The 14,879-nt window shown below is 49.5% G+C and carries 15 protein-coding genes; 11 read left to right on the forward strand and 4 right to left on the reverse strand.

Annotated features, from left to right (window positions below; all coding sequences use genetic code 11):
* Window positions 1-4: 4 nt before the first annotated feature.
* Both BM082_RS00695 and BM082_RS00700 read left to right on the forward strand, forming a co-directional pair.
* Entirely contained in the window at window positions 5-1,306 is a 1,302-nt protein-coding gene (locus BM082_RS00695; RefSeq protein WP_017009916.1) for a TRAP transporter large permease, read from the forward strand.
* A gap of 5 nt (window positions 1,307-1,311) precedes the next feature.
* Window positions 1,312-2,100, forward strand: coding sequence for an alpha/beta fold hydrolase (locus tag BM082_RS00700; RefSeq protein ID WP_074924866.1), 789 nt, complete (start codon window positions 1,312-1,314; stop codon window positions 2,098-2,100).
* Window positions 2,101-2,229: 129 nt separating this feature from the next.
* On the opposite strand, the gene BM082_RS00705 is transcribed toward BM082_RS00700, so the two are convergent.
* Both BM082_RS00705 and BM082_RS00710 read right to left on the reverse strand, forming a co-directional pair.
* Entirely contained in the window at window positions 2,230-3,129 is a 900-nt protein-coding gene (locus BM082_RS00705; RefSeq protein ID WP_074924868.1) for a homocysteine S-methyltransferase family protein, read from the reverse strand.
* 200 nt (window positions 3,130-3,329) lie between these two features.
* On the reverse strand, window positions 3,330-4,232 hold the full coding sequence (locus BM082_RS00710) for a LysR family transcriptional regulator (protein ID WP_074924870.1): 903 nt from the start codon (window positions 4,230-4,232) through the stop codon (window positions 3,330-3,332).
* A 154-nt stretch (window positions 4,233-4,386) separates the two neighbouring features.
* Between BM082_RS00710 and cuyA the strand changes: the two genes are divergently transcribed.
* From cuyA to cuyB, 7 genes are all read left to right on the forward strand, one after another.
* The gene (gene cuyA, locus BM082_RS00715; RefSeq protein WP_074924872.1) at window positions 4,387-5,397 is read left to right on the forward strand and encodes a D-cysteate sulfo-lyase; all 1,011 of its coding nucleotides are present in this window, start codon (window positions 4,387-4,389) and stop codon (window positions 5,395-5,397) included.
* A 225-nt stretch (window positions 5,398-5,622) separates the two neighbouring features.
* Window positions 5,623-6,939 (forward strand): histidinol dehydrogenase, encoded by a 1,317-nt coding sequence (gene hisD / locus BM082_RS00720; RefSeq protein WP_017015428.1) that lies wholly within the window; start codon window positions 5,623-5,625, stop codon window positions 6,937-6,939.
* A 45-nt stretch (window positions 6,940-6,984) separates the two neighbouring features.
* On the forward strand, window positions 6,985-8,175 hold the full coding sequence (locus BM082_RS00725) for a DegT/DnrJ/EryC1/StrS family aminotransferase (protein ID WP_074924874.1): 1,191 nt from the start codon (window positions 6,985-6,987) through the stop codon (window positions 8,173-8,175).
* 107 nt (window positions 8,176-8,282) lie between these two features.
* Window positions 8,283-9,266, forward strand: a complete 984-nt coding sequence (locus tag BM082_RS00730) for a TRAP transporter substrate-binding protein (RefSeq protein WP_074924876.1) — start codon at window positions 8,283-8,285, stop codon at window positions 9,264-9,266.
* A 68-nt stretch (window positions 9,267-9,334) separates the two neighbouring features.
* Window positions 9,335-9,841 (forward strand): TRAP transporter small permease, encoded by a 507-nt coding sequence (locus tag BM082_RS00735; RefSeq protein ID WP_074924878.1) that lies wholly within the window; start codon window positions 9,335-9,337, stop codon window positions 9,839-9,841.
* 108 nt (window positions 9,842-9,949) lie between these two features.
* The gene (locus BM082_RS00740) at window positions 9,950-11,230 is read left to right on the forward strand and encodes a TRAP transporter large permease (protein WP_017009925.1); all 1,281 of its coding nucleotides are present in this window, start codon (window positions 9,950-9,952) and stop codon (window positions 11,228-11,230) included.
* Between the two features lie 46 nt (window positions 11,231-11,276).
* A complete protein-coding gene (gene cuyB, locus BM082_RS00745) occupies window positions 11,277-11,990 on the forward strand; it encodes a cysteate racemase (RefSeq protein ID WP_074924879.1) in 714 nt (237 codons plus the stop codon).
* A gap of 84 nt (window positions 11,991-12,074) precedes the next feature.
* On the opposite strand, the gene BM082_RS00750 is transcribed toward cuyB, so the two are convergent.
* Window positions 12,075-12,686 carry a TetR/AcrR family transcriptional regulator gene (locus BM082_RS00750; protein ID WP_017012392.1) on the reverse strand — a complete coding sequence of 204 codons (612 nt, stop codon included), beginning with the start codon at window positions 12,684-12,686 and terminating at the stop codon, window positions 12,075-12,077.
* 248 nt (window positions 12,687-12,934) lie between these two features.
* Here BM082_RS00750 and BM082_RS00755 point away from each other — a divergent pair, with 248 nt between their 5' ends.
* Together BM082_RS00755 and BM082_RS00760 are read left to right on the forward strand one after the other, a co-directional pair.
* On the forward strand, window positions 12,935-13,957 hold the full coding sequence (locus tag BM082_RS00755) for an MBL fold metallo-hydrolase (RefSeq protein ID WP_074924881.1): 1,023 nt from the start codon (window positions 12,935-12,937) through the stop codon (window positions 13,955-13,957).
* Between the two features lie 43 nt (window positions 13,958-14,000).
* Complete coding sequence (locus tag BM082_RS00760; RefSeq protein ID WP_074924883.1) at window positions 14,001-14,384, forward strand: DUF5329 family protein; 384 nt, start codon at window positions 14,001-14,003, stop codon at window positions 14,382-14,384.
* A 109-nt stretch (window positions 14,385-14,493) separates the two neighbouring features.
* Here the strand turns inward: BM082_RS00760 and BM082_RS00765 are convergent, their stop codons facing one another.
* Window positions 14,494-14,826 carry a hypothetical protein gene (locus tag BM082_RS00765; RefSeq protein WP_229491948.1) on the reverse strand — a complete coding sequence of 111 codons (333 nt, stop codon included), beginning with the start codon at window positions 14,824-14,826 and terminating at the stop codon, window positions 14,494-14,496.
* Between the last annotated feature and the right edge of the window lie 53 nt (window positions 14,827-14,879).

A 14,879-nucleotide genomic window follows, 5' to 3' on the forward strand; every position in this document is an offset into this window, starting at 1 on the left:
CATTATGGAATGGTACGTCGTAGGGCTAGGAATGCTGGGATTGTTGATGGGTTTTATCCTGATAGGGTTGCCGATCCCATTCGCATTGGCTGCCGCTTCAATCCCTTTTTTACTCGATATTTTAAGCTTCAAATCCACCTTGGTCACCGCAGAGCTCAAGCTGTGGGGGGTGTGGTTTGATTACATCTTATTGGCTGTACCGCTGTTTGTTTTCCTTGGAGAACTGATAGGGCGATCCAGCATTGGTCCCAACCTTTACTGGTTCATGCACAGCAAATTACCCATTCGTGGTGCAGCGGCTTACGGCAGTATTGGCGCGTGTGCTGGCTTTGGTGCTGTGTGTGGTTCAAGCATGGTGGGTGCGCTCACCATTGGTGGTGTCGCCTTGCCAGAAATGCTCAAGCTTGGGTATGGCAAGCGCTTATCCAGTGGGGTGCTCGCGGCGGGTGGCACATTGAGTGTGTTGTTACCACCCAGTTTGATCTTGCTGTTTTATGGCATTGTGACTGATCAATCCATCGGCGCGTTGTTTATTGCGGGTGTGTTACCCGGATTGCTGCTGGTGACCATGTTCTTTGTGATCATCCTGATTTGGGGAAAAGTGCGCCCCATAGACATTCCTGGTCAAGAGAATGTAACGCCGATCCCTTGGCTATTGGCACTGTCTGCCATTTTGCCTGTCATGGTGATTGGCTTGGTGATCACCATTTCCATCTATGCAGGTATCGCCACGCCGACGGAAGCAGCTGGTATCTCTGCCATGTTTACTTTGGTGTTAGCGTATTTCTTTGGTGGATTACGCATGCCGGGATTGCTTCATGCTTTGCGCTCTACCATGCAAACCATGGGTTATTTGGGGTTACTGTTGTCGTCGGGTGTGCTGTTTGGCTTTGTGATGACTTATCACCAAATTCCTCAACAGTTCACCCAGCTTTTCGTTGAAATGAACCTTTCTCCGTATGCCGTGCTCGCGTTGATAGTGGTGTTCTACGTCATTCTCGGCATGTTCCTCGAACCCGTTTCCATGACCTTCATTACCTTGCCAACCTTATATCCGCTGGTGTCGGCCGCGGGGTTTGATTTGGTTTGGTTTGGGGTGGTTTACACCATCACCATGGAAATCGCGGTGCTCACACCCCCCGTGGGGTTAAACCTCTTTGTGATACAAAACCTCGCCCGTGACGAGGTGACCATTGGTGACGTCATTATTGGCTGCTTACCGTTTATTGCTGCGCTCCTTATCTTGTTAGCTGTGTTGGTGGGCTTACCCGATACCGCACTTTGGCTACCTGAATTGATGGAATAAAAACTATGAATTGCTTGCGAGTTGGCTCTGGCCCAACACTGGTGTTGGTCCATGGCTTTTTGAGTGGATTAGCGTATTGGGAAAAACAGATTGAGTTATTTTCATCGTCGTTTGACGTGGTGGCGATGGACTTACCCGGCTACAACGGAAAAGCCGACGAAGTTGGCTTAGACAGCGTCGAAGGGTTTGCGCGTTATGTGCTGAGCCGATTGGATGCGATGGGCATTGAGAAGTTTCACCTCATGGGGCACTCCATGGGCGGCATGATTGCGCAAGAAGTGGCGATCATGGCACCTGAGCGCGTTGTCGGTTTGGTCCTTTATGCGACAGGGCCTGTTGGCAGTTTGCCGGGGCGATTTGAATCTATCGAGCAAAGTATCGAACGCGCACAAACTGAAGGCACAGAGCAAGTGGCGTATGACACAGTAAGAACCTGGTTCTCAGATGGCGAAGACGATCCTGAGTTTAAAGAAGGGATTGAGCTGGCGAATATGGTGCAAACCCAGACCTATGTGAATGGCCTGTTAGCCATGGCAGGCTGGCGTGCCTTGGAGAGACTCGATCAGATTGAAGCGAAAACTTTAGTGCTTTGGCCGGACAGTGATCGATCCTATTTATGGCCGCAACCTGAATCGCTATGGCAAGGCATCGCAGACGCGAACTTAGCGGTTGTGCCACAAGCTGCCCACAACACACACCTAGAGAAGACCCACATCTTCAATATGCTGGTGGTGGATTTCCTCAAGAGCGAAAAAGTGAAGCTAAGGCACAAGGCATTGGTGAAGGCGTTTTAGATAACCGAGAGTTGAGACTAGAGTTTCGAGATTTGAGAGTAGAGAAAGAGCAGAGGGTGATAGCGTGATGCAGTGTCATCCCGCTATCTTTTTGTCGTATCTCGTATCTCGTATCTCGAGATCTAAGACTTATTTCCTTAATCCATCAAGACGCTCAATGTGCTCTGGATAAATCGCACAACAGCCGCCGACGACGTTTGAGCCTGCATCAAGCCAGCTTTGCACGAACTCGGCGTATTCCTCCGAAGACAGATCGCGCACTGTAGTGAGGGTGTTATTGGCTTCATGCGCGTCTTTGATCACGGTAAACCCGTTAGCGTATGCGCCAAGGGAGATATTCGCGCCCAGTGCATCGATGCTATGCTTCGCGACTTCGATAGCGCCAAGCATCGCTTCAGGTTGAGAGCAGTTAAATAAAATGCCATCGACATTGCACTCACAAGCGCGTTGCACCGCTTTTTCAACAGGCTCGCCTGAACGTAAACGTGGAATATCCGTGTCGGTTTCAAGCACTGAAAATGCGAAAAAGGCAGGCTTATCCGAACGTTTAAGGGCAGAAAACATGGTATTGAATTCGGCAATAGAGCCTATGGTCTCCGCAATCCAGAAATCAACGTGCGGTTTTTGTGCATCTATAAGGTTATTCAAGATCGGCGAGGCTTGCTCTGCATCGAACAGATCAGGGCGATAAGAGCCTAAAACAGGGGGAACGCACCCCGCGACTTTTACAGCGCCAATGCCTTCTGTCTGGGAAGCGTTTTCTTGCACAGCGGCGCGAGCGATTTTGGCGGCTTTTTCGGCCAGTGCTGCACCTTGACGTTGGTACAGCTCGTCACCCAAATGGAAAGGTACACAGGCATAGCTATTGACCGTGATGACATCGCATCCCGCTTCAATGAAATTTTTGTGGGCTTGAGATACAAACTCTGGGGCTTCAATCAGCGCTTGCGCGCTCCAAAGTGGTTGAGAAAATGGCGCGCCAATTCGCTGCAACTCTCGGCCCATGCCGCCATCCAATAGAACAAACATTGCTTACATCCTTTTACGTCACACGGTGCCGGAATCGCTATTCGCTGATCGTTCTGACTGATCTGGTTATATCGAATCTGGCTTGATCGAATTTGGTTCTATCAAATTTGGCTCTATCAAATCTGACCAGGGGCATTACATTTCTTGCAGGCCCATTTTCGAGCAAGATTACCTTGTGAGACGGCTGAGATAAAGCAGATTTATTGCTGTCCATAGAGCTCTGCCAAATAGAACCAAAATCGAGTCACTTCGGGCTTCACATTGTGCCTATTTCTATAGAGTAAAATCCTAAGATCTATCGGTGTTAACTTGTCATCAATCAGCACTAATTTTCCATCTTCCAACTCTTGTTGAATCAAGCTTGACGGGAGCCAAGTGGCGCCAAACCCCTGGACTGCCATGGCCTTTAACCCTTCCGCCATTTCATTCTCACACACCACCTGATAGCGATAGTGGGAAGGCAGTAGATTGAGTGCTTGTTCTTTAATGAGTTCGCCGAGGTACGTGTCATCGGGAAAGGCTAATAATCGACACGGCTCATTCACATCAAGTCGGTGCATCGGCTCGCCGTGTTCATTGGGTGCAGAAACTGCGACTAAAGTGTCACGCCCAACTTGAATACAAAGCTGATTCTTTTTGTGTTGTGGGGTGTTGAGTGAATTGGATGAAAACGTGAGTAGGAAATCCCCATTGCCCGCCATAAACATTTCATTGAGTGAGTGAAGGTTCCCCGGCACCAATTTGACCATTGCATTATCCACGAGGGGGCTCAGGGTTTGAATCCAACTTGGAAAGAAAGAAATGGCGGTGGAGTGTTGAGACAGAAATACCAAGGAGCTGGCATTTTTTTGTTCGTGCAGTTGGTCGCGGACGTCGTGAATATCGTTCGCGATGCGTTTAGCATTTTCAACGAAGCTATCGCCCGCCTCCGTTAAGCGGGTGGGTAACGTATCTCTATTTACCAATGTCACTCCTAGCCAATTTTCGAGCGATCGAATCCGTCGACTAAATGCTGGTTGCGTCACATAGCGTGCTTCTGCGGCTTTTGAAAAACTGCCGTGCTCAGACAGCGCGATGAAATCGAGTAACCATTTTATTTCCATGAATCCAACCTGTTAGCGTCCTGCTCATTGAGATATGCAAAAAAGTAACTGCCGCTTGTTCAATATACGTATTGGCGAGGTTTGCTTCTGTCCCACAGGATTATTGTTGCAAATATGTTGCCTGCTCGTTTACTCAATTTAGGGACAAAACACTATGCACTTATCTCGCTTTCCTCGACTTCAATTTGCTCACCTCTCAACGCCACTTGAGCCAATGACGCGCTTATCTGAAGCGCTGGGTGGTCCAACACTTTGGATAAAACGTGACGACTGCACCGGCCTTGCTGGTGGCGGGAACAAAACACGTAAGTTGGAATTTTTAATGGCAGATGCCATAGCGGCAGGGGCTGACACCATTATTACCCAAGGTGCGACCCAATCTAACCATGCACGCCAAACTGCGGCCATAGCGACCAAGTGCGGCATGGATTGTCACATTCTCCTCGAAGATCGTACCAGCTCAGACGACCCGGATTACGTGTTGAATGGCAACGTCATGTTGAACCAATTGTTTGGAGCAACCTTAGCGAAATACCCCGGCGGCACAGACATGAATGCGGCGATGGAAGATGTGGCTGCGACACTGCGCGCGGAAGGAAAAACGCCATACATCATCCCAGGTGGTGGTTCGAACCCGATTGGTGCGCTGGGTTATGTCAATTGTGCATTAGAGCTTCTCACTCAAGCCAATGACATGGCATTACGCATTGACCATTTGGTGCATGCGACAGGATCTGCAGGCACACAAGCAGGCTTGGTAACAGGTTTAGTGGCGACAAACAGTCAAATCCCACTGCTTGGAATAGGTGTTCGTGTACCGCAAGAACAGCAAGAAGCGAACGTGTTCGCGTTGGCAGAACGCACCTGCGATTTGTTGGGCATTCCCGGCACGGTTAAGCGTGAAGACGTGCGCGCGAACTGTAACTACGTGGGCGAAGGGTACGGTATTCCAGCTGAAAGCACGATAGAAGCGATCAATATGTTTGCCAAGTACGAAGGCATTTTGCTTGATCCGGTTTACTCGGGCAAAGGCGGCGCAGGTCTGATTGATTTGATTCGTAATGGCACATTCAAGAAAGGCGAAAACGTTGTGTTCCTTCACACAGGTGGTGGCCAAGCACTGCCGGGATATCGCGATGCCTTTGGGTTTGACAGCTACTGCTAACCCGTTTTGATTCTGGTGATGTAATCGGAAACACAATTCGCACAACGGAAAACAGACATGTCGCTAAAGATGCTTAGAACAAAGTTCACTACCCAAACAAGCGATGTGTGAACCCAAGATGAGTCGGTGATTGAGGTAAATCACGCATCGTCACTGACTCTGTTTACCTTCGTTGGAATGGACACTCAGCCAACGTTGTTTAGAGAGAAGAAAAAAGGTACAGCCATGGAAATGCTAAAACGTGCGGAACGCGAAGCAGAGGTTCAAACCGATGATGAGCGTATTCAACATGTCGTGAAAGAAATTCTTGCAAAAATCCGTCGCGAAGGCACCAGTGCGGTTGAGCAATATGCCAAACAGTTTGATAACTGGCAGGGCGACTTCGTCTTGTCTGATGAAAAAAGAGCCGCGCTGATTGCCTCTGTACCTCAGCGTGTGAAAGACGACATAGATTTTGCACACCGTCAGGTACGCCGTTTTGCTGAAGCACAGCGTGCCAGTTTGACCGAATTTGAAATCCAAAGTGAGAACGGCGTGCAGTTGAGCCAGCGTGTCATTCCTGTGGATTGCGCAGGGTGTTACATACCGGGCGGGCGTTACGCTCATGCAGCATCTGCCATCATGAGTGTCGCGACAGCAAAAGCGGCAGGTGTGCCTACCGTGATTGCCTGTTCACCACCACGTGGCGATAGCATCAATGCTGCCGTTGTTTACGCCATGGACGTTGCAGGCGCTGACATCATTTTGGAAATGGGCGGCGTGCATGCCATCGCGACCATGGCCTTTGGTCTCTATACCGGACAATCCGCCGACATACTGGTGGGGCCGGGCAATGCGTATGTGGCGGAAGCGAAGCGATTATTGTTCGGCGAGGTTGGCATTGATGTGTTTGCAGGCCCAACGGAATCTGCCGTGATTGCGGATGACACCGCTGACCCGATGACTATCGCCGTCGATCTGGTTTCTCAGGCCGAGCATGGCCCGAATTCCCCGGTATGGCTGTTCACCACAAGCCGAGAGATGGGTGAGAAGGTCATTGAGATTATTCCTAGCGTGATTGCCGACATGCCAAACGCCGATGTGTGTGAGGCTGCGTGGCGCGATCATGGTGTCGTTATCTTGTGTGATGATCGCGAAGAAATGGCGAAGGTCAGCGATGAATGGGCGTGTGAGCACGTTCAAGTGCAAGCCGCGGATCTTCCTTGGTGGAAAGCGCGATTGCGCAACTACGGCTCGTTGTTCCTTGGTGAAGGCAGTACGGTGACACACGGCGATAAATGCGCAGGCACCAACCACATTCTGCCAACCAAAAAAGCAGCGCGCTACAGCGGCGGTTTGAACGTGCAGAAATTCCTGAAGATCCTCACCACTCAAGAACTCAGTGCAGACGCGAACATGACGTTCAGTACCGCGGGTTCGCGTATTTCTCGTACCGAAGGCATGGAAGGGCATGCGCGTGCATGTGATTGGCGCTTAACCAAGTATTTCCCAGACACAGAATGGGATTTCGATGTCTATCAACAAGCGCGTTACGACTCATGATTCAAGGTTGGGGAAACCAATATGGTCATCGCTGGAGGCTGGTGAATGTTGATGTTTAAGAAATCCTTTACGCAGCAAATGCCGATCCCCGAAGGGGCGATTGCAAGCGCGGTAGAAGTGATGCGTACAGGCCGTCTTCATCGATATAACACGCTGGATGGCGAGTTAAGCGAAACGGATTTGCTCGAAAAGCAATTCGCGGATTATTTAGACGTGAAATATTGCTTGAGCTGCGCATCTGGCGGGTATGCCATTTACATCGCGCTGTTATGTGTGGGCGTGAAAGCCGGTGAGAAGGTGTTGTGTAATGCCTTCACCTTGGCACCTGTGCCTGGTGCCATCACCAATGCGGGTGGTGAACCTGTATTGGTGGAAACAACGGCGGACTTAACGATCGATCTGAATGATTTAGCACGCAAAGCGTCTCAACCCGACGTGCGGTACTTACTGCTTTCACACATGCGTGGGCACGTGGCTGATATGAATGCCATTGTGGATATTTGTGATAGTTACGGCGTCACATTAATCGAAGATTGCGCGCATACCATGGGCGCAAAGTGGCGCGGAAAAGCGAGCGGTACGTTTGGCAAAGTGGCGTGCTTTAGCGCGCAGACGTATAAGCATATCAACGCGGGTGAGGGCGGTTTTCTCGTCACGAATGACGACGGTGTGATGGCGAAAGCCATTATCTACTCAGGCTCATACATGCTGTTTGATCAACACCCCACGTTGCCGCCAAAAGAATGGTTTGATGAAGTGGCGTGCTCAACACCGAACTACAGCGGCCGAATGGATAACCTGCGTGCTGCGATCTTACGCCCGCAACTGGCACGATTAGACCGGCAATGTAAGCGTTGGAACTCTTTGTATGCGGCGATGGAAGACGCCCTCTCATGGCTCCCAGGCGTGGTATTGACTAAGCGTTCTGATGACGAAGTCTTCGTAGGGAGCTCCATTCAATTCTCATTTCCAGATTTGCCTGCTGAACATTTCCCCGCCTTAGTCAGAGGCTGCCAACGACGTGGCGTCGCGTTGAAATGGGTCGGAGCGCCTGAGCCGTCGGGCTACAGCAGTAAGTTCAACCATTGGCAATATTTAGCGCCATCTGCACCCTTGCCGCAGACCGAGAAAGTGCTTTCAACCTTAATCGATATGCGCATTCCACTGACATTTGAAGAAAGCGATGCGGAAGTTATCGCCCAAATCATTTCCGATGTTCTGAAACAAACACAGTAAATCGAACCAAGGCAACACAGCTAATCAATGACACACGCGGTGCAGCGCCGCGATGTGCAGGGATGCCATTCATTCACGGATGTTTTTCACGAAAAGAGGTAAAGGATATGACGCTTAAAAAATGGACCAAATATCTCGCTATTTCCTGTCTTGCTCTTCCAGTGCTTGTCAGCGCCAAAACCATGAAAGTCGGTATGGGTGACCCTATCAACTCAGACCAAGGTGCGTATGCCATGCGCTTTAAAGAGTTGGTAGAGTTTTATTCAGGTGGTGATATTAAAGTAAAACTCTATCCAAACGGTGCGTTGGGCAGTGAAACGGAAATGGTGCAAAACGCGCGTCTCGGTTCGCTCGACATGGCACTGATTGGCATCGGTAACTTAACGCCGTTTTCGAAAAAACTCGGCGCCTTAACCATGCCCTACCTGATCACCAATTCATCCGATGCCGTGAAGATCACCACGGGTGAACTTGGCGCATATTGGGCGGAATTGGCAAAGAAAGAAGCGGGTGTCGATATTCTGGGGTGGACTTACTCTAACTTCCGTCACCTCACGAACTCCAAGCGTCCTGTTAAAAACATGGAAGACGTAAAAGGCCTAAAAATTCGCGTACCTCAAAACAGCATCATGTTGAAATCATGGGAAGTGTTTGGCGCAAACCCGATTGCCATGGCATGGACGGAAACCTTCACTGCACTGCAACAGAAAGTAGTGGATGGTCAGGACAACCCTTACATCGTGAACAACACCATGAAGTTCTATGAAGTGCAGCCTTATCTGACAGAAGTGCACCACCAGTACTCTCTTCAACCTTTAGTGATGGGTGCACGTACGTTTGGGAAACTGAAACCTGAGCAACAAGAAATCCTCCTGAAAGCCGGTCTTGAAGCGCAGCAATACGCCCTTGTATTCCAGATGACAGAAGCGGAAAACGCGAAGCAAAACATGATTGCTAACGGCGTTGAAGTGTTCACGTTGGAAGATGAAGACAAATGGATTAAAGCGGCAAAAGAGCAAGTTTGGCCTGAGTTCTATGACGACATTGGCGGCAAAGCCAGCTTCGACAATGTGCTAGAAAAAATGCAGTGATTGAGCATTTGAACTAACAATAATTCAGAAACAACAGGGGCGGTAACGCCCCTGAATAGGACTGGCTTATGCTCTCATTTTTCAGGAAGTTGGATAAGTTCGAAAGCTATGCGTGCCAAGCCTTACTGTGTTTGTTCGTTACGCTTTTGTTCTTTCAAGTGATATTGCGTGTGGTGTTCAACTACGGCATCCCTTGGAGTGAAGAACTGTCCCGATTCGCCTTTGTGTGGTTCGTGTTCCTTGGCGCATCTTATGCAGCAAGGCTTTCCGCTCACAACCGCGTGACATTCCATCTGCAATGGCTACCGCACCGTGTTCGCGTTGGTGTGGAACTGTTCGCTGATGTTCTGTGGATCATCTTCAACACCCTCATGACGATTAAAAGCATCGAAGTGATTGAAAGTTTGATGGAATTTACCTTCCTTTCACCCGCACTCGAATGGTCAATGGCCTTCCTGTATTTCATTTTCCCCATTTCCTTCACCTTGACGTCCATTCGGATCATTCAGGTGAACTACATGAAGTTGGTCATGGGTGTGGCGTTCCACGACGTGGATGACGTGAAAGTAGATTAAACAGGCTCACTCATTGAGCGCCGCAATCGGGCTTTTGTGGGGAGATGTCGCGTATTGATTCTTCCACTAAACATGCTCGTGTTGCCATCAATATGAAAGGAGCCATTCATGGCAGCCTCTGTTGTACTTTTTAGTTCTTTCTTTGGGCTTTTGCTGATTGGCGCGCCCATTGTTATCGCACTGGGTGGCTCTGCCATGCTGGTGTATCTCCTCTCTGGTGAAGATTACGTTTCACTGGTGCAAACCGCATGGAATGCGGTTGATTCCTTCCCCATCATGGCATTGCCTGCGTTCATTTTGTCCGGCGCGCTCATGCAAGCCTCGGGCATTTCCCGTCGACTCGTGCATATTGCGGAATTGTTGGCGGGGCCAATGGCGGGGGGGTTAGGCTTTTCTGCCATCTTGGCGAGTATGTTCTTCGGCGCGATTTCCGGCTCCGGCCCTGCAACCACCGCCGCGGTGGGTATGCTGATGATCCCTGCGCTAGCGGATAAGGGTTACAACAAAGGCTATGCTGCAGCGCTGACCGCCTCATCGGGCGGGCTAGGGGTGGTGATCCCGCCGAGCATTCCCATGGTGATTTACGGCGTGACCGCCAGTGAGTCTATTGGGAAGCTGTTCATTGCAGGGGTGATCCCCGGTGTGATGCTGGCGGGTGGTTTGATGATTGCAAACTACATGATCAGTAAGAAAAACGGCTATGTCGGCGCATCAGAAACCCAACCCGGCGAACTGGGCAAAGCCTGCAAGGATGGCATTTGGTCGATCCTTGCACCCTTGGTCATTCTTGGTGGTATTTATTCCGGTTTATTTACGCCCACTGAAGCTGCAGTCGTGTCTGTTTTCTACACCTTGTTCGTCGGTAAATTCATTCACCGTGAACTGACTTTGGACGGTTTAAAGGAATCACTGAGTTCGACCACATGGCTGACAGGCCGCGTGTTGATCATCATGTTTGCAGCCACGGCATTTGGACGCATTCTGGTGGAGAACGATACGCCGGCGGCTATCGCCAGTTCCTTGTTGGCACTGACAGACAGCTTGGCGTTGATTTGGCTGGTGGTGATTCTGTTCCTGATTTTGATCGGCATGTTCATGGAAACCTTGGCAACCATCATGATTGTCACGCCTGTGTTGCTGCCTGTGATGGTGCAACTGGGGGTTGATCCGATTCACTTTGGCGTGGTCTTGGTCTGTTGCTGTGAAATTGGTTTTTCGACGCCGCCGCTCGGCGAAAACATGTTTATCAGTTCCAGTATTGCCAAGGTCACCATTGAGGAGATATCGGTAAAAGCACTGCCGTTTGTGCTTATCGAGGTTTTGGTGGTCTTCTTAATGAGTTATTTCCCCGACACCGTGCTTTGGCTGCCCAGCTTGATGGGGTATTAGCGCCTGTTGAGGCGGAAAATAGTGCAATCTATTGGCATAGAGAGGAATGGAAACCGTGGACAAAACTGAACAAACCGTCGGTATTCTCGGTGGCATGGGGCCTGATGCCACCGTCGATCTGATGCAACGCATCATCAACGCCACCCCCGCGACAGATGATGCCGATCATATCCGATTGCTGGTGGATAACGACCCCAAAGTGCCATCGCGGATCAAAGCCTTGATCGAGAAAACAGGGGAATCTCCAGGCCCATACATGGCGAAAATGGCACGGGGGCTTGAAGCCTCTGGTGCCGATTTGTTGATCATTCCTTGCAATACCGCCCACAAGTATTTTGATGATGTCGTTAACGCGGTGGATGTGCCTGTGGTGAACCTTTTAGATATCGCCGCTGCGCATGTAAAGCGCACATTGCCTCATGCTACCTGTATTGGCTTGTTGGCGTCCACGGCGGTAAAAATCACCGATTTGTATGCGCCCGCCTGTCATGAGCAAGGGCTAGATGTGTTGTTCCCCGAACCTGTTTGGCAGGATGGTGTGATGTCGTTGATCCGCGCCGTTAAAGCCAATTCAGGCACCAGCTCCATGTGCCGTGTACTAAATATCGCCGCCGAATCCCTCCGTGAACAAGGTGCGGATTGCATCTTGATTGCTTGCACGGAATTGTCTGTGGTGTCGAACCACCTAGAAACACCACTGCCTGTGTTTGATGCGGCTCAGATACTGGCAGAGCATGTGGTGGAAAAGGTGAAAGGCTAATGCTCAGGTAGGTCAAAGGAACGCAAGGCTAAAGGGGGTAAAGTTAAAGGCGAAAAAGGGCAGAGGCGAGTTAAGCCTCGTACTTCATTTTCTGTAATGACTCAGAAAGAAGGTCGCCGTGTTGCGGGCCAACACCAATCCTTCTTCTTCGCTGATTGGCTGACATGCACCGATAAGCTGCGGCCAAAAAGCACTGCCTTTAATCAGATTATGAAGCTGAGAGCGCGCTTGTTCGATGTTATCCATCGTTAGCGTGCTTTTTTCTTGTTGAGCAACTAACCAGGCGTGCAATGCCGTGTCTTCTTTCGACATGTTTTTCATTTGTTCTTGCAGGGCATCGGGTTGAAACAAGAAGTGACCGATAGCGACTTTTGCCATATCGAGATATTCGGGTTTCGAGAAGACAAGGATCTCTTGATAGAGCAGGGTGGTGAGCTGTTCTTCGAGTGGTTGTTGGGCAAGCTCTTCTAGTGCATCGGCGGTGATGGTGCTTTTCCAAAGCACAGATAACAGCTCCATCACTAGCGCTTCTTTCGATGCGAAGTGATTATACACGGTACGCTTGGACACATTTGCGAGTGCGGCGAGCTTATCCATGCTGGTGTTCTGCACACCGTATTCATGAAAGGCTTGTCTTGCCGCACAAAGGATCGCTTCGCGTTTTAATTCACTGCGTGTTTTTTTCTTTTCTATCATCATGTTAGTCGCCAACACCTAGATTAACCGAATCTATCTTACACTAACCGGTTTACTTTTCATTCCATAATTGTAAACTACACCGAGTAGTTTACAATAAATTTCATCATTTCTTGTGTTTATAATGACGACGTTCTCTCACTCATCGAACCAGCGTGGACGGTATGCAGAATCCAATTTTAAAACGCCAAATGGTTAATAAATCACTTTTTAGCGCCCGTTTGTTAACCGTAGTAGGAGCGATCACAATGAGCAGTTTATTAACGTCATGTTCAGCGCCAGAACAAGAAACCCCGCGTTATCCCGATAAGTTTGTAAATAGCGATCCAGCCCTCAAGGCGCCGGATAACGTGTTTGAAATCATCAAAGCATATTTCACGGCAGAGCGTAAAAACCCAACACCGACGTTTGCATTGCCCGTACACAGCATCACGGCAGAGCAATTGTTGAATGAAGAAAGTGATGTGGTTTATCGCTTGGGCCACTCAAGTGTGATCATGAAACTGGATGGCAAGCTTGTGATGGCAGACCCCGTATTCAGCGAGCGTGCATCCCCCGTGCAGTTTTTGGGGCCGAAGCGTTTTCACGACACGCCTATTTCGCTAGAAGCGCTGCCTGATATTGATGTGGTGGTGATCAGTCATGACCATTACGATCACCTTGATAAGCATTCTGTGAAAACTTTGGCCAGCAAAGTCGGTATGTTCTTGGTACCACTGAAAGTGGGGCAGGTTATGCGGGATTGGGGTGTGTCTGCGGAAAAAATCACTGAGCTAGATTGGTGGGAATCAGAAACAGTGAATGGTATTGCTTACACATTAACGCCGACGCAGCATTTCTCCGGTCGTGGTTTGACCGATCGCGACTCGACACTGTGGGGGAGTTGGGTGATTAAATCCTCTGAGAACAACGTCTATTTCAGTGGTGATTCTGGCTACTTTAAAGGCTTTAAGGAGATTGGAGACCGCTTTGGTCCTTTCGACCTGACTATGATTGAAACTGGCGCATACAATACCTTGTGGTCGCACATCCACATGTTCCCTGAACAAAGCGTACAGGCTCACGTTGACCTTAAGGGCAAAGTGATGATGCCTATTCACAACAGTACGTTTGATTTATCTATGCACGATTGGGACGAGCCGTTGGAGAAATCACTGCGTATCGCTACCGAAAGAGGTGTGACTTTGGTGAGCCCTGAAATTGGTCAGCGTCTAGAAGTGGGTGAAGCCATGCCGGTTGTGAACTGGTGGAATAACCCCTTGGCGGATTAATTAATAGGCGGACTAATTCATAGGCAGTAGTGGAGCGATGAGGATGAGTATTGCAGGCGTGAAAAAGGGATGCATTGCCCTGTCTTTCGTGGTTGCGGGTTTTGCGCAAAGCGCTTTTGCCGCGACAACATCAGAACGCATTGAACATGACGTGATGTACCTGATCAGCCAGATGGAACAGGCGGATTGCACCTTTGTGCGAAACGGTAAAACGTATACCAACCTTGAGGCCGCAGAGCATCTTCTGAATAAATGGGATTACGCCAAGGATGACATTGAATCGACAACCATGTTCATTGATGAGGTGGCTTCAAAAAGTTGGTTCACGGGAAAGGCTTACAAGGTGAAATGTGGCGGTGATGAGATCACTAGCAAGGTGTGGCTAACGGAGAAACTTGCTGATAAAACACCCGTAGAACAGGATTGATCCAACGACCTAAAAGACAACTTATGGGCAGTTGGTAAGCGCGAGCGGCGGGAACATAAAAGCATGTGCATGTCGATGGTTAGCTTCCATGTTCCCAAAGCGTCACGAACTAGGATTTAACAGTATCTGCGGCGTCTTTATTTCCGACAAACATGAGCGTAATACAGACAACAGCGTAAAGTGTGCCAATTGGCCAGAACAATAAGGTGATGGCGCAGAAAATGCCCGCTGGCAGCTTCTTATCACCAAATGCTCCCCAACAACCCAATCCCCCAATGACTAAGCCTGCGACACCAAACGCTGAGAAGAGTGCGCCCCCTGCATTAATGCCTTCTGATGCAAAAACGCTGTTGAATAATTCCCCTCCGCCAATAAACAGTATGCCAGAGAGTACCGTGAGTACGCCGCCCAATCCTAAAAGTACGCGCAAAAACATGTTCATATTTTTATAATCCATTGTGTTTAGTTATTTTCCCTTTTTGCTTTTTCAAAGGC

The sequence above is a fragment of the Enterovibrio norvegicus DSM 15893 genome, from assembly GCF_900115495.1.
Classification (GTDB): Bacteria; Pseudomonadota; Gammaproteobacteria; order Enterobacterales; family Vibrionaceae; genus Enterovibrio; species Enterovibrio norvegicus.

Bases quoted from the DNA above. Each gene is read 5' to 3' on its own strand.
- BM082_RS00735 (WP_074924878.1), top strand. From the start codon at position 9,335: ATGCTCTCATTTTTCAGGAAGTTGGATAAGTTCGAAAGCTATGCGTGC.
- BM082_RS00700 (WP_074924866.1), top strand. From the start codon at position 1,312: ATGAATTGCTTGCGAGTTGGCTCTGGCCCAACACTGGTGTTGGTCCAT.
- BM082_RS00710 (WP_074924870.1), bottom strand. From the start codon at position 4,232: ATGGAAATAAAATGGTTACTCGATTTCATCGCGCTGTCTGAGCACGGC.
- BM082_RS00695 (WP_017009916.1), top strand. From the start codon at position 5: ATGGAATGGTACGTCGTAGGGCTAGGAATGCTGGGATTGTTGATGGGT.
- BM082_RS00755 (WP_074924881.1), top strand. From the start codon at position 12,935: ATGAGCAGTTTATTAACGTCATGTTCAGCGCCAGAACAAGAAACCCCG.
- BM082_RS00730 (WP_074924876.1), top strand. From the start codon at position 8,283: ATGACGCTTAAAAAATGGACCAAATATCTCGCTATTTCCTGTCTTGCT.
- cuyB (WP_074924879.1), top strand. From the start codon at position 11,277: ATGGAAACCGTGGACAAAACTGAACAAACCGTCGGTATTCTCGGTGGC.
- hisD (WP_017015428.1), top strand. From the start codon at position 5,623: ATGGAAATGCTAAAACGTGCGGAACGCGAAGCAGAGGTTCAAACCGAT.
- BM082_RS00705 (WP_074924868.1), bottom strand. From the start codon at position 3,129: ATGTTTGTTCTATTGGATGGCGGCATGGGCCGAGAGTTGCAGCGAATT.
- BM082_RS00725 (WP_074924874.1), top strand. From the start codon at position 6,985: ATGTTGATGTTTAAGAAATCCTTTACGCAGCAAATGCCGATCCCCGAA.
- BM082_RS00750 (WP_017012392.1), bottom strand. From the start codon at position 12,686: ATGATAGAAAAGAAAAAAACACGCAGTGAATTAAAACGCGAAGCGATC.
- BM082_RS00740 (WP_017009925.1), top strand. From the start codon at position 9,950: ATGGCAGCCTCTGTTGTACTTTTTAGTTCTTTCTTTGGGCTTTTGCTG.
- BM082_RS00765 (WP_229491948.1), bottom strand. From the start codon at position 14,826: ATGAACATGTTTTTGCGCGTACTTTTAGGATTGGGCGGCGTACTCACG.
- cuyA (WP_074924872.1), top strand. From the start codon at position 4,387: ATGCACTTATCTCGCTTTCCTCGACTTCAATTTGCTCACCTCTCAACG.
- BM082_RS00760 (WP_074924883.1), top strand. From the start codon at position 14,001: ATGAGTATTGCAGGCGTGAAAAAGGGATGCATTGCCCTGTCTTTCGTG.